Genomic DNA, 17,165 nt, shown 5'->3' with positions numbered 1-17,165 from the left:
GAGCACAGCGAAACACTTTTCAAGGAGCCAACATGGCCGACAAGTTTGATGTCATCGTCATCGGCGCGGGCCCCGGCGGCTACGTGGCCGCCATCCGTGCCGCCCAGATGGGCCTGAAGACCGCCTGTGTCGAGAAGTGGATCGGCAAGGAAGGCAACGTCGTTCACGGCGGGACCTGCCTGAACGTGGGCTGCATCCCGTCCAAGGCGCTGCTGGAGGCCTCCCACAAGTTCGTCGAGGCGCAGCACGACTTCGACGACATGGGCATCGAGGCCGGTGACGTCACCATGGACGTCAAGAAGATGATGGCCCGCAAGGACAAGATCGTTAAGAACCTGACCGGCGGCATCGCCGGCCTGTTCAAGGCCAACGGCGTGACCGCGCTGGAGGGCACCGGCAAGGTGACCGGCAGCCAGCAGGTCGAGGTCACCGACAAGGACGGCAACGCCGCCACCTACGAGGCCGACAACATCGTGGTCGCCGCCGGTTCCGTGCCGGTCGAGATCCCGCCTACCCCGCTGACCGACGACCTGATCGTCGACTCCACCGGCGCCCTGGAATTCCAGGAAACGCCGAAGCGCCTGGGCGTCATCGGCGCCGGCGTCATCGGTCTCGAGCTCGGCAGCGTGTGGAACCGTCTGGGCTCCGAGGTCACCGTCCTCGAGGCCATGGACGACTTCCTGCCGATGGTCGACGGCGCGATCGCCAAGGAGACCCAGAAGCTGCTCAAGAAGCAGGGCCTGGACATCAAGCTGGGCGCCCGCGTCACCGGCTCCGAGGTCAAGGACGGCGAGGTCGTGGTCAAGTACTCCGACGCCAAGGGCGAGCAGGAGATCACCTTCGACAAGCTGATCGTCTGCGTCGGCCGCAAGCCGTACACCAAGGGCGTGATCGGTGAAGGGGTGAGCGTCGAGCTCGACGAGCGCGGCTTCATCCACGTCGACGACCAGTGCCGCACCAGCGTGCCCGGCGTCTACGCCATCGGCGACTGCGTGCGCGGCCCGATGCTGGCCCACAAGGCGTCCGAGGAAGGCATCATGGTCGCCGACATCATCGCCGGCCATAAGGCCGAGATGAACTACGACGCCATCCCGAGCGTGATCTACACCTTCCCCGAGGTGGCCTGGGTCGGCATGACCGAGCAGGACGCCAAGGCGGCCGGCATCGAGGTCAAGACCGGCGCCTTCCCGTTCGCCGCCAGCGGTCGCGCCATGGCCAACAACGCCACCGAGGGTCAGGCCAAGGTGATCGCCGACGCCGAGACCGATCGTATCCTGGGCCTGCACATCGTCGGCCAGCACGCCGGCGAGATGATTGCCCAGGGCGTCATCGCCATGGAATTCGGCTCCAGCGCCGAGGATCTGGCGCTGTCCTGCTATGCGCATCCGACCATGTCCGAGGCCGTCCACGAGGCAGCCCTGGCCGTGGAAGGTCACGCCATCCACATGGCGAACCGCAAGAAGCGCAAGTAAGACAACAAGAGCGCCGCCTTCGGGCGGCGCGTCCCTTCCGGCGTCGTACCGGAGGGGAGCGGTGGTAGCCGCCGCGCTGCGCCGAGTCGGCGCCCGGGCGACTACCGTTCGAGTCACATGCAACCAATGGCATGAATCGATGAACCTTCACGAGTATCAGAGCAAACAGCTGTTTGCCGACTATGGTCTGCCCGTTTCCAAGGGCTTCGCCGTCGACACCCCCGAGGAAGCGGCGGAAGCCTGCAAGAAGATCGGCGGCGAGATGTGGGTCGTCAAGGCCCAGGTCCACGCCGGTGGCCGCGGCAAGGCCGGCGGCGTCAAGCTGGTCAAGAGCGCCGACGAGGCCAAGGCCTTCGCCGAGCAGTGGCTGGGCAAGAACCTGGTGACCTTCCAGACCGACGAGCACGGTCAGCCGGTCGCCAAGATCCTGGTCGAGAACTGCACCGACATCGCCAGCGAGCTCTATCTCGGCGCCGTGGTCGATCGCGCCACTCGCCGCGTGGTCTTCATGGCCTCTACCGAGGGCGGCGTCGAGATCGAGAAGGTCGCCGAGGAAACTCCCGAGAAGATCCTCAAGGCCGAGATCGATCCGCTGGTCGGCGCCCAGCCGTACCAGGCCCGTGAGCTGGCCTTCCAGCTGGGCCTCGAGGGCGCGCAGGTCAAGCAGTTCACCAAGATCTTCCTGGGCCTGTCCAAGCTGTTCCACGACAAGGACCTGGCGCTGCTCGAGATCAACCCGCTGGTGATCACCGAGGAAGGCAACCTGCACTGCCTCGACGCCAAGATCAACCTGGACGGCAACGCCCTGTACCGTCACCCGGACCTGCAGGCCATGCGCGATCCCTCCCAGGAGGATTCCCGCGAGGCCGAGGCCGCGGCATGGGACCTGAACTACGTGGCCCTGGACGGCAACATCGGCTGCATGGTCAACGGCGCCGGCCTGGCCATGGGCACCATGGACATCGTCAACCTGAACGGCGGCAGCCCGGCCAACTTCCTCGATGTCGGCGGCGGTGCCACCAAGGAACGCGTCGCGGAAGCGTTCAAGATCATCCTGTCCGACGACAACGTCAAGGCCGTGCTGGTCAACATCTTCGGCGGCATCGTGCGCTGCGACATGATCGCCGAGGGCATCATCGGTGCCGTCGAGCAGGTGGGCGTCAACGTGCCGGTCGTGGTGCGTCTGGAAGGTAACAACGCCGAGCTGGGTGCCGAGAAACTGGCCTCCAGCGGTCTGAACATCATCGCTGCCAAGAGCCTCACCGACGCGGCTCAGCAGGTCGTCAAGGCAGCGGAGGGCAAGTAATGAGCATCCTGATCGACAAGAACACCAAGGTCATCTGCCAGGGCTTCACCGGCGGCCAGGGGACCTTCCACTCCGAGCAGGCGATCGCCTACGGCACCCAGATGGTCGGCGGCGTGACCCCGGGCAAGGGCGGCCAGGAGCACCTGGGCCTGCCGGTGTTCAACACCGTGGCGGAAGCCGTCGAGCAGACCGGCGCCGAGGCCAGCGTGATCTACGTGCCGGCCGCCTTCTGCAAGGACTCCATCCTCGAGGCCGCCAACGCCGGCATCAAGCTGATCGTGTGCATCACCGAGGGCATCCCGACCCTCGACATGCTCGACGTCAAGGTCAAGTGTGACGAGCTGGGCGTGCGCCTGATCGGCCCGAACTGCCCCGGCGTGATCACCCCGGGCGAGTCCAAGATCGGCATCATGCCGGGCCACATCCACCAGCCGGGCAAGGTCGGTATCGTGTCGCGCTCCGGCACCCTGACCTACGAGGCGGTCAAGCAGACCACCGACCACGGCTTCGGCCAGTCCACCTGCGTGGGCATCGGCGGCGACCCGATCCCGGGCTCCACCTTCATTGACATCCTCGAGAAGTTCGAGAAGGATCCGGCCACCGAAGCCATCGTGATGATCGGCGAGATCGGCGGCACCGCCGAGGAAGAGGCGGCTGCCTACATCAAGGAGAACGTCTCCAAGCCGGTCGTCTCCTACATCGCCGGCGTCACCGCCCCTCCGGGCAAGCGCATGGGCCATGCCGGTGCGATCATCGCCGGCGGCAAGGGCACCGCGGACGAGAAGTTCGGCGCCCTCGAGGCGGCGGGCGTCAAGACCGTTCGCTCCCTGGCCGAGATCGGCGACGCCCTGAAGGAAGCCACCGGCTGGTAAGCCGCTGCCTTCGGGACGCGATGCGCAAAGGGCACCCCTCGGGGTGCCCTTTTTCGTGCCCGCCTGCCGGGGTCGTCAGCGAGTGTCGTCACCGGGCCGGGGCGGCGAGGGCGGCGCCTAGCCGGCCAGCTCCTCCACGCTGGTGTTGCCCAGGCCGAGCACCTGAACCTCGAGGGCCTGGCCCGAGCCGGTCTCGGCGCTCATCTCGGCCGGCAGCTCGTCGTCGCCGTAGGCCTTGAAGCTGAAGCGCCAGCTCTCGCCCGGGGCCAGGGTGTTGGCGTTGTTGTCCTGCGCCCGCGTGGCGCCATCGCCTTCGCTGACGTTGCCGTTCCACAGGGTGTCGAGATCGGCGGGCAGATCGAAGCCGAGCTCGGGATCGACGATGTCGTCATCGGAGACGTTCTCGACGAAGACCTCCGCCACGTAGCCCGAGGACCACTGGCTGGTGACGTTGCCGGTCACCAGCAGCTCCGCGTCGTCCTCCAGGATGGCGGGCTTGACGCCGTCGCCGTCGAGGATCTGGTCGGGCTCGGGCGCGTCGATGGACTCGCCGCGGAACAGGTTGCCCGACGCCGTGTGCAGGGTGGTGCCATCGCCGAAGACCGCGAATTCCACGTCGGTGAGGGTATCCTCGCTGCCCTTGCCGGTGATGATCACGCCGTCGTCGGACATCGTGAGCTCGTGCTCGTCGATGCTGCCGGTGTAGCGCGCGGTGTCGACGCCCTCGCCGCCGTCCAGCCGATCGTCGCCGTCGTACCAGTCGTCGCCCGGTCCGCCCTGGAGCAGGTCGTTGCCGCTGCCACCCTGTAGGTGGTCATGGCCCAGGCCGCCGTTCAGGTAGACGCCGTCGTCCGAGCCCTGCACCTCGTCCGCGCGCCGGGTACCGATCAGGTAGTCGAAGACGACCTCGTTGGCGTCGGGGTCGGTGGGGGCGCCGAAGCTCTCGCCGTCCTCGTTGACGTACAGCGCCGGCGACAGATCGTCCGCCTCCGGGTCGCGGATCGACTGCAGCACGTGCACGCTGTTGTCGTGATCCCGGCCGCCGTGGAAGTTGACGTCGCGGTCGGTGGAGGCGATCTCGACCTCGTTGCCGGCCGAGGAGCGCCAGGAGGCGAACACCAGGCCGTGGCGCATGCCGCTGTCCTCGAGCCCGGAGAAGGTGCCGTCGTAGCTCTCGTGAAGCTCGAAGGCGTAACCGTTGCCGTTGCCGCCCTTGTTGAGGGCGCCATGAGCCTCCAGCTCCTCGCCGCGGGTGTCCAGGGCGCGGGAGAGACGAAAGGCGGTGGAGGGGCCCTCGATGACCTGAAGGTCGTCGAGCCGGGCGTTCACCGTGCCCTCGAGATGCACGGCATGATAGTCGCTCAGGTCATCGCGGACGTTCTCGAAGCGCGACGGGTCGGCCTCGCCCAGTTCGAAGTTCAGGCTGAAGCCTTCCAGGGTGACGTCATCGACGCTCTCCAGGCGCTCGACCTGCGTCTCTTCGGCCGCGAAATCGAAGCGTACGCCGCGATCAAGCGTGATCTGGTCGCCGTCGATATCGGTGACCTTGGCCATGCTGGTACGCAGTTCGGCGTACTCGACCTTGCGCCAGGAACTGTCGCCGATGTCTTCGAAGAAATCGTCATCGTTGTCCTGCCAAAGGCGGAGCGTATCGCCGACGGAAAGGTCGGAATGATCTTCCAGCGTCAGTCGTCTATCACCGCTGTCGGCATCCGCCGACAGGGTGCCGATATCGGTGTTTTCGCTGCCGTCCAGGTGAATCGCCTGGTCGTTGTCCCGCGACAGTGCCTCATCGGTGAAGGTCAGGCGCGTCTCGTCGGAGCCCGCGCCAACCAGGGAGATGTCGGAGCGTTCGATGGTGATCGAATCGTCGAAGCGAAAATCGCCGGCGGCAAGCCGAAGGGTCGTGCCCGAGTCGGCCTCCCGTATCAGGCTCTCCAGTTCCTCTGCGGAGGTTGATGTGTCCACCTCGATGGTCGAACTCATTTATTGACTCCAGTTGTCATAAGGTGGCGACGATTGAGGATGTTGATAGGTTGGTTTGTCGATAGATTTATACCGCAATTTTCGAATCTTTCTGTCGTCATTTTGAGACATTTCCTGGGGGTTGAAGAGAGGGTTTTAAGACGGGTATTTTCCCATCCATTGGCGCCATGGGTGCGCCATTTTTAGTGTTGTATAAGCCAAAAATAGCGTCAATATTTCGACCGTAAGACGAGGGCGTAGCATGGTATGGGAGAGCCACTGAGGTGTTGATCGGGCGAGGGAAAGGCCGCGGGCGAGCGGCCGTCGGCGACCGGGTCCGGCGGGATGGCGAGGCGCCGCTGGACAGCGCGCGCCAGGCGTGCCGCGGCTCGTTGCTGTGGGTGGCGGGTTTCAGCCTGTGTCTCAACCTGCTGTTGCTGACGCCCGCGCTGTACATGCTGCAGGTGTACGACCGGGTGATCACCTCGGGCAGCGAGGCGACCCTGCTGATGCTGACGCTGCTGGCGGTGTTCCTGTTCGTGGTGATCGGCGGGCTGGAGTGGGTGCGAGCGGGCGTGCTGGTGCGCCTCGCCAACCGCCTCGACGAGTGCCTCGTCGGCCCCCTGCACGCGGCGATGTTCCGCCGCGGACTGCGCCAGGCGGGCGGGCAGGGGGCCGGGCCGCTGGACGATCTCGAAAGCCTGCGCCAGGCGCTGGCGGGAGGCGCGCTGCTGGCCTTCTTCGATGTGCTCTGGGTGCCGGTCTATCTGGCACTGCTGTTCCTGTTTGATCCCTGGTTCGGCGTCTTCGCCGCCGTGGCCGGCCTGCTGCTGCTGGCGCTGGTGGTCATCAGCGAAAAGGCCACCCGCGGCTGGCTGGAGGGCGCCGGGCAGGAGATGGCGGCCTCCCGCCAGCGGGCGGCGGAAAACCTGCGCAACGCCGAGGCGCTCGAGGCGATGGGCATGCTGTCGAGCATCGCCGGGCGCTGGCTGTCGCACCATCGCCGCGGGCTGTGGCAGCAGTCGAAGGCGAGCGACCGGGCGGCCATGCTGTCGAGCCTCACCCGGGCGCTGCGGCTGCTGCTGCAGTCGATGATCCTGGGGCTCGGCGCCTGGCTGGTGCTCGAGGAGCGCATCACCGCCGGCATGATGATCGCCGGCTCCATCCTGCTGGGCCGCGTGCTGTCGCCGGTCGATCAGCTGGTCGGCGGCTGGCGCAGCATCGTGGCGGCTCGGGCCGCCTACCGTCGGCTCCGGGCGATCTTCCGCGAGGCGCCGCCGCCCGCGCCTCCCATGTCGCTGCCGGCCCCCCGGGGGCGGCTGACGCTGGAGGGCGTGACCGCCGGGCCGCCGGGCGGACGACGGCCCATCCTGGCCGGCATCGATCTCGATATCGCCCCGGGGCAGCAGGTCGGCATCATCGGCCCCAGCGCCGCCGGCAAGTCGACCCTGGCGCGCCTGGCGCTCGGCGTATGGCCGGCCCAGGAAGGCTGCGTGCGGCTGGATGGCGCCGATATCGCGCGCTGGGACCGCGGCGTCCTGGGCCCCCACCTCGGCTACCTGCCCCAGGACGTCGAGCTGTTTGCCGGCACCATCGCGGAGAACATCGCCCGCTTCGCCGAGGTCGATGGCGAACGGGTGATCGCGGCGGCGCGCCGCGCCGGGGTCCACGACATGATCCTGCGGCTGCAAGACGGCTACGACACCTGGCTGGCGCCGGGCGGCGGCCTGCTCTCGGCCGGCCAGCGCCAGCGCATCGGCCTGGCGCGGGCGCTGCATGGCGATCCGGTGCTGGTGGTGCTCGACGAGCCGAATGCCAACCTGGACCACCGCGGCGAACAGGCCCTGGCCGAGGCCATGGAGGCCCTGCGGCAGGATGGCGTGACCCTGCTGGTGATCAGTCATCGCAGCGGCGTGCTGAAGCGGGTCGACCGCTTGCTGGTGCTGGACGACGGGCGGGTGTCGCTGTTCGGCCCCCGGGACCGGGTGCTGGAGCGGATGGCGGCCCGGCGACAGGAACGACGCGAAGCCACCACCCAGGGAGACGCCCATGCAGCCGACACATGATGATCCCCGGCCACCGGTCGACGACCGGCGGCATCGCCTCGCGGGGCTGGCGCTGGTGCTGGTTTGCGTGCTCGGCTTCGGCGGCTGGGCGGTCTCGGCCGAGCTGGCCGTGTCGGTCATCGCCTCCGGCCGGGTCGAGGTGGCCTCGTTGAAGAAGACGGTGCAGCACCTGGAAGGCGGCATCGTGCGACGCATCGCGGTCGAGGAGGGCGATCGCGTCGAGGAAGGACAGACGCTGCTGGTGCTCGACCCGACCCAGGTCGAGTCGAGGCTGCAGATTGCACGCTCGCAGTTCCTGATCAATCGCGCCGCCGAGACCCGGCTGATGGCCGAGCAGGCCGGCGACGAGCGCCTGACGTTCCCCGATGAGCTCGACGACGCCGAGTCGCCGCGCATCGCACAGCTCAAGGCGGTCCAGCGCGGGCTCTTCCTCTCGCGCCGCGAGGCCCTCGAGGGGGCGCTGGCGTCGCTGGAGGAGCAGAGCGAGCAGCTGCGCCAGCGCATCGAGGGGCGCGAGGCGATGATCCGGGTCAGCCGCGACCAGCTCGCCTCGCTGCGCGAGGATGCCGAGGCCTATCGTTCGCTGTTCAAGGACGGGCTGGGCGACAACCGACGGCTGAGGGAGCTGGAGCGCGAGGTGCTGCAGTATCAGGGCGAGATCGAGCAGCATCGCACCGAGATCGCGCGGCTGAGATCGCAGATCAGCGAGAACGACCTGAAGAAGCGGGTGCGCGTCGAGGAATTCCGCCAGGAGGTGGGCGAGCGCCTGCGCGAGACCCGGCGCCAGATCGCCGATGCCGAGGAGCGCATGACCGCGCTGCGCGACCAGCGGCGCCGCACCACGGTCGAGGCGCCGGCCGCGGGCACGGTGGTCGGCCTGGCCGTGCATACCCGCGGCGCGGTGATCGAGCCCGGCACCACGCTGCTGGAGATCGTCCCGGGCGGCGGAGACTTCGTGGTCGAGGCCCGGGTCGACGACCGCGACATCGACAGCGTCTATCCCGGCCAGTCGGCGGAGATCCGCTTCAGCGCCTTCAACCGTCGCCGCTCGAGGCTCCTCGACGGCACCGTCCAGCGGGTGTCCGCCGACAGCTTCACCGACGAGCGCAGTGGTCAGCGCTACTACGAGGTGCGGATCCGGGTCAGCGAGGCGGAGCGTCAGTCGATGCCGGAATCGATGCGACTGCAGGCGGGCATGCCCGCCGAGGTGCGGCTGCAGACCGCAAGTCGCACCTTCGCCAGCTACCTGGCCAAGCCGGTGAGCGACATGCTGGCGCGGGCCATGCGGGCGGACTGAGCCGAGCCGGTTCCGTATGACTCGCTCCGCTCGCTCGGCTCAGCCCGCCCGCTCGCCATCGGTCGTGCCGCGGCGTCGAGGCAGGCCGATCATGGCCAGGAACACCGGGGCGCCGGCCAGCAGGTAGCAGTGGAAGGTGACGAAGCGCCAGATCACGATGGCGGCGCCGGCGGTGGCCTGGCCGACCAGCGGGATCAGCAGCATGCCGGTGCCGAGCTCGGCGGCGCCGGTGCCGCCGGGCAGCAGGCTCAGCTGGCCGGCCGCCATCGACAGCATCTGCACCAGGAAGGCCCAGCTCCAGGCCACGTCGGCGCCCAGGCCGGCCAGCGCCAGGTAGAGCAGGCTGTAGCGCGTCAGCCAGTGGGCGGCGCAGCTGGCCATGGCCAGCATCAGCACCGGGCGGGGCAGGGCCAGGGTGGCGACCAGCGCCTGGCGAAAGCCGAGCAGTCGCCGAGCCAGTCGAGGGCGCCGCTTGCGCGATGCGCCTCGACGGCGCAGCAGCGCCGGCAGGTGCCGGATCAGCATCGTTCCCGTCGCCAGCACCAGCAGCAGGGCGACGATGGCGACGACCAGCAGCCACTGATGGGGCCAGGACACCGCCGTGGCCAGCGACACCAGCACCAGGGCGGTCAGCGCGGCCAGGAAGAACAGCAGGTCGCAGCACTGGTCGACCATGAACACCGCCGAGGCCCGGGCGGGGCGCAGCCCGCGTCGGGCCAGCAGCGCGAGCAGGGTCGGCAGCCCGCCGCTGCCGCCCGGGGTGGCGCAGATGGCGAACTCGGTGGCCATCACCATCCCCAGGGCGCCGCGCTGGCCGAGCGGGCCGGCGCGTCCCGCCAGCAGCAGCCTCAGGCGCAGGGCGTTGAGGTTCCAGCACAGCACCACCAGCGCCAGCATCCCCGACAGCCTGCCCGGCGGGAAGTCGCCCAGCGCCGTCAGCGCGTCGCGGCCGCCGATCATCAGCGGTACCGCCAGGGCCAGCACCAGCGCCGCGGCCAGCCACCAGCCGTAATGCCGACGACGCTCAGCCATGTCGCCGCGCCGCGGGCTCGCCGGGTATGAGGGTGGCGTAGTAGCCGAGCAGGTCGTCGATCACCCGGTTCCAGTGGAAGCGACGCTCCACCTGGCGGCGGGCGTGCCGGCCGCCGGCGGCGACGTCGTGGTCGAACAGGGCCTCCACCGCCTCGGCCATGGCCCCGGCGTCGTGGGGCCTGCACAGGAGCCCGCCGCCCAGGGGCACGTTCTCGATCAGCGCCCCGGCCCGGGCGGCCACCACCGGCAGGCCGCAGGCCATGGCCTCCAGCGCCACCAGGCCGAAGGTCTCGCGGGTGCCGGCGTGCAGCATGGCGTCGGCGCTGGCCAGCGCCCGGGCCACCTCGCGGCGATCGCAGTAGCGCGAGATGACGGTCACGTTGTCGGGCACCCGGGTCGGCATCCCCGGGCCCATCAGCAGCAGGTGGTAGGGCCGCCCGAGGCGCCGGAGGGTGCGCAGCAGCACGTCGACGTTCTTCTCGCGTGAGTGGCGCCCGGCGAAGACCAGCAGCCGGGTATCGGCGGGCAGCCCCAGCGAGGCCCGCCAGGCGGGATCGGCGCGCTCGGGGTGGAAGGTGGTGAGGTCGACGCCCAACGGCTGCACGCGCACGTCCTCCACGCCCCAGTCCGCCAGCCGCTCGGCCATGGCCCGGCAGGGCGCCATCACGCCGTCGAAGCGGCCGTAGAGGTCGCGCACGTAGCGCTCCAGGCGACGGCGCACCGCGCCGCCGAAGCGATCCCCCATCAGCCGCGGCAGGTCGGAGTGGTAGAAGCCGACCACCGGCACGCCGAGCCGCTGGCCGGCCTCCAGCGCGGCCCAGGGCGTGACGTAGGGGTCGCCGGCCTCGATCAGGTCGGGGGCGAGCTCCCGCAGTCGCTCGCGCCAGGGGGCGCGACGCAGCGGGAAGCGATAGCCCTGGCCCAGCGGCAGGCGCAGTGCCGGCAGGGTATGGCAGTCGTCGAGGGCGTCGCGTTCGGCGCCGGGCACGAGCAGGCTCGAGCGCAGGCCGGGCGTCTCGGCGATCCGGCGGTGCTTGGCCTGGAGATAGGTGCGCACGCCGCCGCTCGAGGGGGCGTGGAGCATGGTGACGTCGGCGATATGCAAAGGGTCCCTCCCGCGCGGGCCGATGGTACCCCCTCACGTTACGCGGGCTTTGCGACAGTTCGACGACATGGGCCGGGAACGCGAGCTGAAACGCAAAACGGCGGCCCGAGGGCCGCCGTTTCACGTGCGAGGGAGCGCGCGGGGAGGGCGCCTACTCGGCCGGGCGGCCGACCAGCGAGCGGGTCTCCTCGCGGGCCTCGGTCAGGGCCACGCGGATCACGTCGCCGAGCTTGTAGCGCTCGACGCCCTCGATCTGGATGCGGCCGTCCTTGTCGTCGATGGCCACCTTGTCGCGGTCGCTGTGCATCAGCGGGGCCGGGATGAAGGCGGTGGCGCCGTTGGCGGTCAGGCGCACGCGCATGCCGCCGCGGTTGATGGCGATGATCTCGGCCTCGAAGCTCTCGCCCGCCTCGGCGGACGGCGTCAGGTAGCGCACGTAGAGCCAGTCCTTGACGTCGCGCTCGGCCAGGCGGTTGAGGCGGCGACGCTCGGTGAGCTGCTCGGTGAGCTCCTGGCTGGCCTCGGCCGGGGCCTGCTCGCCCTTGAGCACGCGCTTGATCAGGCGGTGGTTGACCATGTCGCCGTACTTGCGGATCGGCGAGGTCCAGGTGGCGTAGGCGTCGAGGCCCAGGCCGAAGTGCGGGCCGGGCTGGGCGGACATGCTGGTGAAGCCCTGGAAGCGGCGCAGGCGCGCGTCCAGCCAGGCGTCCTCGCGACCCTCGAGCTCGCGCTTGAGCTCCCTGTAGCGGGGCAGCTCGGTGAGTGCCTCGAGTTCGACCTGGATCTCCTGGCCGGCCAGGAATTCCTGGGCCGCCTCGGCCTTGTCGGCCTCGAAGGCGCGGTGGACGTTGAAGATGCCGTGGCCCACGTGCTGGCTGAGCAGGTCGGCGCAGCAGGCGTTGGCCGCGATCATCGATTCCTCGATCATGCGGTTGGCGATGCGGCGCTCCTCGGTGCGGATGCCCAGCACGTTGCCGGCCTCGTCGAGGTCGAACACGTAGTCCGGACGGTCCTTGAACACCAGGGCGTGCCTGGCGCGCCAGCCGGCGCGGGCCTCGGTCAGCTCGCGCAGCGCCTCGAGCTGCTCGCCGATAGCCTCGGACGGCGCCCAGTCGCCCTGGCCCTCGAGCCAGTCGGAGACGTTGTCGTAGACCAGCTTGGCGTGGGAGCGCGCGGTGGCGGCGAAGAAGCGGTACTCGCCCAGGCTGCCGTCGGCCTCGATGTTCAGCGCGCAGGCCAGCACCGGGCGGTCGCGGTCTTCCCACAGCGAGCACAGGTCGTCGGCCAGTGCCTCTGGCAGCATGGTGACGTTCTGGCCCGGCAGGTAGACGGTGAAGGCGCGGGTGCGGGCCTCCAGGTCGGCGGCGTGGCCTTCCTCGACGTAGGCGGTCGGGTCGGCGATGGCCACGTTCAGGGTCCAGCCGCCGCCCTCGCGCCGCTCGACGCGCAGGGCGTCGTCCATGTCGCGGGTCTTCTCGCCGTCGATGGTGAAGAACGGCTCGGCGGTCAGGTCCTCGCGCTCGAGGCCCTCGTCGCGCAGCGGCCAGTCGTCGCCGGCGTCCGGGCATTCCTGCTCGAGGGCGTGGCGCGCCAGGGTCACCCGCCAGGGCACCGCCGGGTTGTCGGTCTTGGCCACCAGCTCATCGATCTGGGTGAAGAAGCCGCGGTCCTCGGGCTTGAGCGGGTGACGCACCAGGCGCACCACGACCCAGTCGCCCTCGCCCAGGCTCGCCTCGTCGAGGCTGCGCTTGACGCGGGCCTTCAGCGGGGCATTCATCGACGGATGATCGGGAATCACCGACAGGCGCCCGTCGCGCTTCTTCACGCGGGCGATGAAGCGTTCCATGCCGCTCTCGATCAGGGTGTCCGGCTCCACGGACTTCTTCTCGCCTTCCTCGTGGAGGATAGCCTCGACACGGTCGCCGTGGAGCACCTGCTTCATGGCGGGGGGCGGCACGAAGTAGGAGTCGCCGTCGTCGGTCTCGAGGAAACCGAAACCGCGGTCGGTGGCCTTGATGACCCCTTCGACGCGGGGCGTGTTGTCGCGGATCTGTTGCTTGAGCTGAGCAAGCGCCGAGTTGTTCTGCAGCATGGTCACGATCGATTGGCGGGATAGGGGGGTCACTATACGGATTCCGCCAGCCGGCGCCAATCGGGCGGCGGGCAATCGTCGGGGCCGTGGCGAGTCCGGATGAGCCCGCGGCGCGGAGCCGATAGAATGGGCGCACACTCTTTGCAGCGGAGGGCGCCGCCCATGTCGGCCCATCTCATCGTCAGCGATCTCGACGGCACCCTGCTCGGCGCGGACCACGCCCTGGCGGACGATACCGTGGCCATCCTGCGCGCCCTGGCGGCGCGCGGCCACCACATCGCCCTGGCCTCGGGGCGCCACTATCGCGACATCCTGGCGTTTCGCGACCGCCTGGGCGTGGACGCCCATATCATCAGCACCAACGGCGCCTACACCCACGCGCCCGACGACACCCTGCTCGAGGCACGCCACGTGCCGGCCGAGCTGGCCCGCGAGCTGATCGACCTGCCGCGCCCCGACGCCGTGCGTCTGAATCTCTATCACGACGACGAGTGGGTGATCGACGCCGAGGCCCCGACGCTGCTGGCGCTGCATGCCCACACCGGCTTCGGCTACCGGGTGGTGGCGCCGGAGCGGCTGGCCGCCGAGGGCGTCGGCAAGGTGCTCTACATCGGCGAGCCCGGCCACCTGGCCGAGCTCGAGGGCGAGGTGCGTCGCCGCACCGGCGAGCGGCTGCACGTGACCTATTCCATGGGCAACTCGCTGGAGATCATGGCCGGTGGGGTCAACAAGGGAACGGCCCTGACCGCCTTGCTGGCGCAACTGGAGATCCCCGCCGAACGCTGCCTGGCCTTCGGCGACAACCTCAACGACACCGAGATGCTGGCGCTGGCCGGCGAGGCCCACATCATGGCCAACGGTCACCCCGAGCTGGATGCGCGACTGCCCGAGGCGCGGCGCATCGGCCATCACGACGAGGCGGCCGTGGCGCGTCATCTGGCCGAGCGTTTCGCCCTCTAGTTCGGCCTCAGGGGGTGGGCGTTGCCACCATGGTGGTATCGCCCGCCTCGCGCCGGGCGGCCATCCTCGAGGGACACGTCATCGGGAGGCGCCATGAACGTCCACGATCCGGCCTTCCTCCAGGCCCAGGTCCGCCGCACCATGGCCTTCTACCATCCCCGCGCCATCGATCCCCACGGCGGCTTCTACCACTACCTGCTCGATGACGGCGCCATCCTCGATCACGACCATCGCCACCTGGTCTCCAGCGCCCGCTATGTGGTGACCTATGCCCGCCACGCCCGTCACGGCGGCGGCGACGAATACCGCCACTGGGCGCGCCACGGGCTCGCCTACCTGGAGAAGGCGCACTTCCAGACGGCGACCCAGGGCTATGCCTGGACGCTGGACAGCGGGATCGTGGAGGACGACACCCAGCACTGTTACGGGCTGGTCTGCGTGCTGCTGGCCTATGCCGAGGCGCTCAAGGCAGGCATCGACGAGGCCCGGCACGGGCTCGAGGCCACCCATCGGCTGCTGCAGCGGCGCTTCTGGGAGCCGCGCTGGCGGCGCTTCGCCGACGAGGCCGACCGTCAATGGCGGCTGTCGTCCTATCGCGGCCAGAGCGCCAACCTGCACGGCTGCGAGGCCCTGCTCGCCGCCTTCGAGGCCACCGCAGAGGCGGCCTTCCTCGACCAGGCGCTGGCCATCGCCCGGGCCGTCACGCTGGCCGGCCGCGACCACCGCGACGGCTGGATCTGGGAGCATTACGACGCCCGCTGGCGGCCCGACTGGGACTACCACCGCGACGATCCCGCCCACCTGTTCCGCCCCTGGGGCTATCAGGTCGGCCACCAGGCCGAGTGGGCCAAGCTGCTGGTGATGCTGGAGCGTCATCGCTGTGAGCCCTGGCTGCTGCCCGCCGCCGAGCGGCTGTTCCTGTCCAGCGTGGCGGCGGGCTGGGATCGCACCCACGGGGGGCTGGTCGCCGGCCTCGATCCGGCGGGGCGGCTCAGCGACGGCGACAAGTATGACTGGGTGCAGGCCGAGGGCCTGGCGGCCGCGGCGCTGCTGGGCGTGCGTACCGGCGGGGCGGTCTACTGGCGCTGGTACGAGCGGCTGTGGGACTACGGCTGGCGCCACCTGATCGACCATCGCCACGGCGGCTGGTATCGCGTGCTGACGCCGGACAACCGGCGCTACTCGGACCTCAAGAGCCCGCCGGGCAAGGTCGATTATCACACCATGGGGTCCTGTCACGCCGTGATCGAGGCCCTGGCACGGCGTGCGGGGTCGCGTTGAGCGCCCCGGCCGGCTTGCCGGAGCGCCCGACGGGCCTGCCTCTATCTAGTGCACGGTGACCACGCTGCACTCGGCGGCATGGCTGACCTTGTGCGACACGCTGCCGGTGAACAGGCCACGCAGGTCGCTGAGGCCGCGGCTGCCCATCAGGATGGCATCCACGTCGCGGGCGTCGGCCAGCTCGAGAATGGTACGGGTGGGGTCGCCGAAGCGCAGCTCGGGTTCGACGTGGCGCACGCCGTGGTCGCGGGCCTGCTCGGCGGCCGTGTCGAGCAGCTGCCGGGCGCGTCGTTCGCGCTCGCCGCGGGAGTCGGCCGCGGCCTCGCTGCCCACGCCCCACATCATCGGCGGGTCGTGGGGCGCGGCTTCGGGCACGTGGAGCAGCAGCAGGCAGGCGTCCTGGCGGTCTGCCAGCAGCTGGCAGGCCAGGGAGAGCGCCTTGCGGGCGTGGGACGAGCCGTCGACGGGCACCAGGATGGTTCGAAACATGGCCAGCACCTCCGGGACTGAGAATACCGCCCCTTCAGCCTAGCCGTCCGACCGCCGGATGGCCCGTCGCCGGCGCGGGTCAATGGACGGTGATCACCCGGCATTCGGCGCCGTGGCTGACCTTGTGCGACACGCTGCCCACCACCAGGCCCTTGAGGTCGCCGAGCCCGCGGCTGCCCATGACGATGGTGTCGACGCCGTGCTCCTCGGCCGCGGCCAGGATGGTCTGGCTGGGATCGCCGCGGGCGAGCACCGGCTTGGCCTGCTCGATGCCCAGCGCCCTGGCCTCCTCGATGGCGTGGTCGAGCAGGGTCTGGCCGACCTCGTCGCGCTTCTCCATGGTCGACTCCAGCGGCACCGCGCCGATGCCCCAGACCAGCAGCGGCTCGTGGGGCAGGGCCTCGGGAATGTGCAGCAGGATCAGCCGGCCGTCCTCCTGGCGGGCCAGCTTGCAGGCGACGCACAGCGCCACCCGCGAGTGCTCGGAGCCGTCGATGGGCACGAGGATGGTGTGGAACATGGGATCTCTCCTTGGCGTGGCCGGGGGCATACCCTACAGCCTAGACCCCATCGGGCCGCCTGGGATGATCCGCATCAACCCTTGTCGTCTTCCTCGCGGCGCTCCAGGCGCTTAAGCCGGCCCCACAGCTCGCGGCGCAGGTCGGCGACGCGGGGCCGTTCGGCCTCGTCGAAGGCCAGAGGGCGGGTCAGCCGCTGGGCGCGCAGCCCCAGCCGTGCCCCGAGCAGGCCCACCGCCATGCCCTGGCCGGCCCGCGCCGAGAGGCGTCCGGCCAGGTTCAGCGACAGCCATTCCATGCCGGCCTCGCTGGCCAGCTCGCTGGCGCCGGCGAAGGCCATGTCGCGCAGCACCTGGCGAAACAGCCGCAGCCGCGCGACATAGCCGAGCTCCAGGCCGTAGAGCCGGCACAGCCGGTCGATCAGCGACAGGTGCCGCCAGGCGACCAGCGCCATGTCGACCAGCGTCAGCGGGCTCAGCGCCACCATCACCGCGGTCTCGCCGCTCATCCGCGAGATCAGCCGCCGGGCCTCACGGTCGCGCGGGGCCAGCAGGTGGTGGGCCAGCAGGGCCTGGGTCTCGCGGCCGTCGTGGTGTGGCTCATGGGCGGCGAGAAAGGCCTGCCAGTGCGGATGGTCCTCGTCCAGGCCCAGCTGGCGGCGCAGCTGGTCGGCGGTGGCGTGCGCCTGGCGGCCGGAGGCCTCCGGCAGC

At 69.9% G+C, this 17,165-nt stretch carries 14 protein-coding genes; 7 read left to right on the top strand and 7 right to left on the bottom strand.

Translation table 11 applies throughout. The features are described from left to right. The first annotated feature begins 32 nt into the window (after positions 1-32). From lpdA to sucD, 3 genes are all read left to right on the top strand, one after another. On the top strand, positions 33-1,472 hold the full coding sequence (gene lpdA, locus UYS_RS0213455) for a dihydrolipoyl dehydrogenase (RefSeq protein WP_016856037.1): 1,440 nt from the start codon (positions 33-35) through the stop codon (positions 1,470-1,472). 139 nt (positions 1,473-1,611) lie between these two features. After that, entirely contained in the window at positions 1,612-2,778 is a 1,167-nt protein-coding gene (gene sucC / locus UYS_RS0213450) for an ADP-forming succinate--CoA ligase subunit beta (protein ID WP_016856036.1), read from the top strand. Beyond that, complete coding sequence (gene sucD, locus UYS_RS0213445; RefSeq protein WP_016856035.1) at positions 2,778-3,650, top strand: succinate--CoA ligase subunit alpha; 873 nt, start codon at positions 2,778-2,780, stop codon at positions 3,648-3,650. Before sucC ends, sucD begins: the two co-directional genes overlap by 1 nt. Before the next feature lie 117 nt (positions 3,651-3,767). On the opposite strand, the gene UYS_RS19000 is transcribed toward sucD, so the two are convergent. Then, entirely contained in the window at positions 3,768-5,636 is a 1,869-nt protein-coding gene (locus UYS_RS19000; RefSeq protein WP_016856034.1) for a cellulose binding domain-containing protein, read from the bottom strand. Between the two features lie 263 nt (positions 5,637-5,899). Here UYS_RS19000 and UYS_RS0213435 point away from each other — a divergent pair, with 263 nt between their 5' ends. Together UYS_RS0213435 and UYS_RS0213430 are read left to right on the top strand one after the other, a co-directional pair. Beyond that, positions 5,900-7,681: a type I secretion system permease/ATPase gene (locus UYS_RS0213435; protein ID WP_202802783.1), complete on the top strand. Its 1,782-nt coding sequence runs from the start codon at positions 5,900-5,902 to the stop codon at positions 7,679-7,681. Beyond that, positions 7,665-8,978, top strand: a complete 1,314-nt coding sequence (locus UYS_RS0213430; protein ID WP_016856032.1) for an HlyD family type I secretion periplasmic adaptor subunit — start codon at positions 7,665-7,667, stop codon at positions 8,976-8,978. The genes UYS_RS0213435 and UYS_RS0213430 overlap by 17 nt, the downstream gene beginning before the upstream one ends. 39 nt (positions 8,979-9,017) lie before the next feature. On the opposite strand, the gene UYS_RS17445 is transcribed toward UYS_RS0213430, so the two are convergent. The 3 genes from UYS_RS17445 to UYS_RS0213415 all read right to left on the bottom strand — a co-directional run bounded on the left by UYS_RS17445 (position 9,018) and on the right by UYS_RS0213415 (position 13,207). Beyond that, entirely contained in the window at positions 9,018-10,010 is a 993-nt protein-coding gene (locus UYS_RS17445; protein WP_016856031.1) for a glucosaminyl phosphatidylglycerol flippase, read from the bottom strand. Then, the gene (locus UYS_RS17440; RefSeq protein ID WP_016856030.1) at positions 10,003-11,115 is read right to left on the bottom strand and encodes an N-acetylglucosaminyl phosphatidylglycerol synthase; all 1,113 of its coding nucleotides are present in this window, start codon (positions 11,113-11,115) and stop codon (positions 10,003-10,005) included. The genes UYS_RS17445 and UYS_RS17440 overlap by 8 nt, the downstream gene beginning before the upstream one ends. A 151-nt stretch (positions 11,116-11,266) precedes the next feature. Then, the gene (locus UYS_RS0213415) at positions 11,267-13,207 is read right to left on the bottom strand and encodes an exoribonuclease II (RefSeq protein ID WP_016856029.1); all 1,941 of its coding nucleotides are present in this window, start codon (positions 13,205-13,207) and stop codon (positions 11,267-11,269) included. Between the two features lie 162 nt (positions 13,208-13,369). On the opposite strand from UYS_RS0213415, the gene UYS_RS0213410 reads away from it, so the two are divergent. Together UYS_RS0213410 and UYS_RS0213405 are read left to right on the top strand one after the other, a co-directional pair. Then, entirely contained in the window at positions 13,370-14,167 is a 798-nt protein-coding gene (locus UYS_RS0213410) for a Cof-type HAD-IIB family hydrolase (RefSeq protein ID WP_016856028.1), read from the top strand. Positions 14,168-14,260: 93 nt separating this feature from the next. Then, positions 14,261-15,448 (top strand): AGE family epimerase/isomerase, encoded by a 1,188-nt coding sequence (locus tag UYS_RS0213405; protein WP_016856027.1) that lies wholly within the window; start codon positions 14,261-14,263, stop codon positions 15,446-15,448. Between the two features lie 45 nt (positions 15,449-15,493). Here UYS_RS0213405 and UYS_RS0213400 read toward each other — a convergent pair whose 3' ends face one another. The 3 genes from UYS_RS0213400 to UYS_RS0213390 form a co-directional block, all read right to left on the bottom strand. Next, positions 15,494-15,937 (bottom strand): universal stress protein, encoded by a 444-nt coding sequence (locus tag UYS_RS0213400; protein ID WP_016856026.1) that lies wholly within the window; start codon positions 15,935-15,937, stop codon positions 15,494-15,496. A 79-nt stretch (positions 15,938-16,016) separates the two neighbouring features. Beyond that, the gene (locus tag UYS_RS0213395; protein ID WP_016856025.1) at positions 16,017-16,457 is read right to left on the bottom strand and encodes a universal stress protein; all 441 of its coding nucleotides are present in this window, start codon (positions 16,455-16,457) and stop codon (positions 16,017-16,019) included. A gap of 74 nt (positions 16,458-16,531) precedes the next feature. Continuing rightward, positions 16,532-17,165 (bottom strand): TIGR01620 family protein (locus UYS_RS0213390; protein WP_016856024.1); only part of this gene is annotated, 634 nt, incomplete at its 5' end.

It is taken from the genome of Halomonas smyrnensis AAD6, from assembly GCF_000265245.1.
Taxonomy (GTDB): Bacteria; Pseudomonadota; Gammaproteobacteria; order Pseudomonadales; family Halomonadaceae; genus Halomonas; species Halomonas smyrnensis.
Note: the sequence above shows the minus strand (reverse complement) of the source record. Positions and strands in the feature narration are given on the sequence as shown.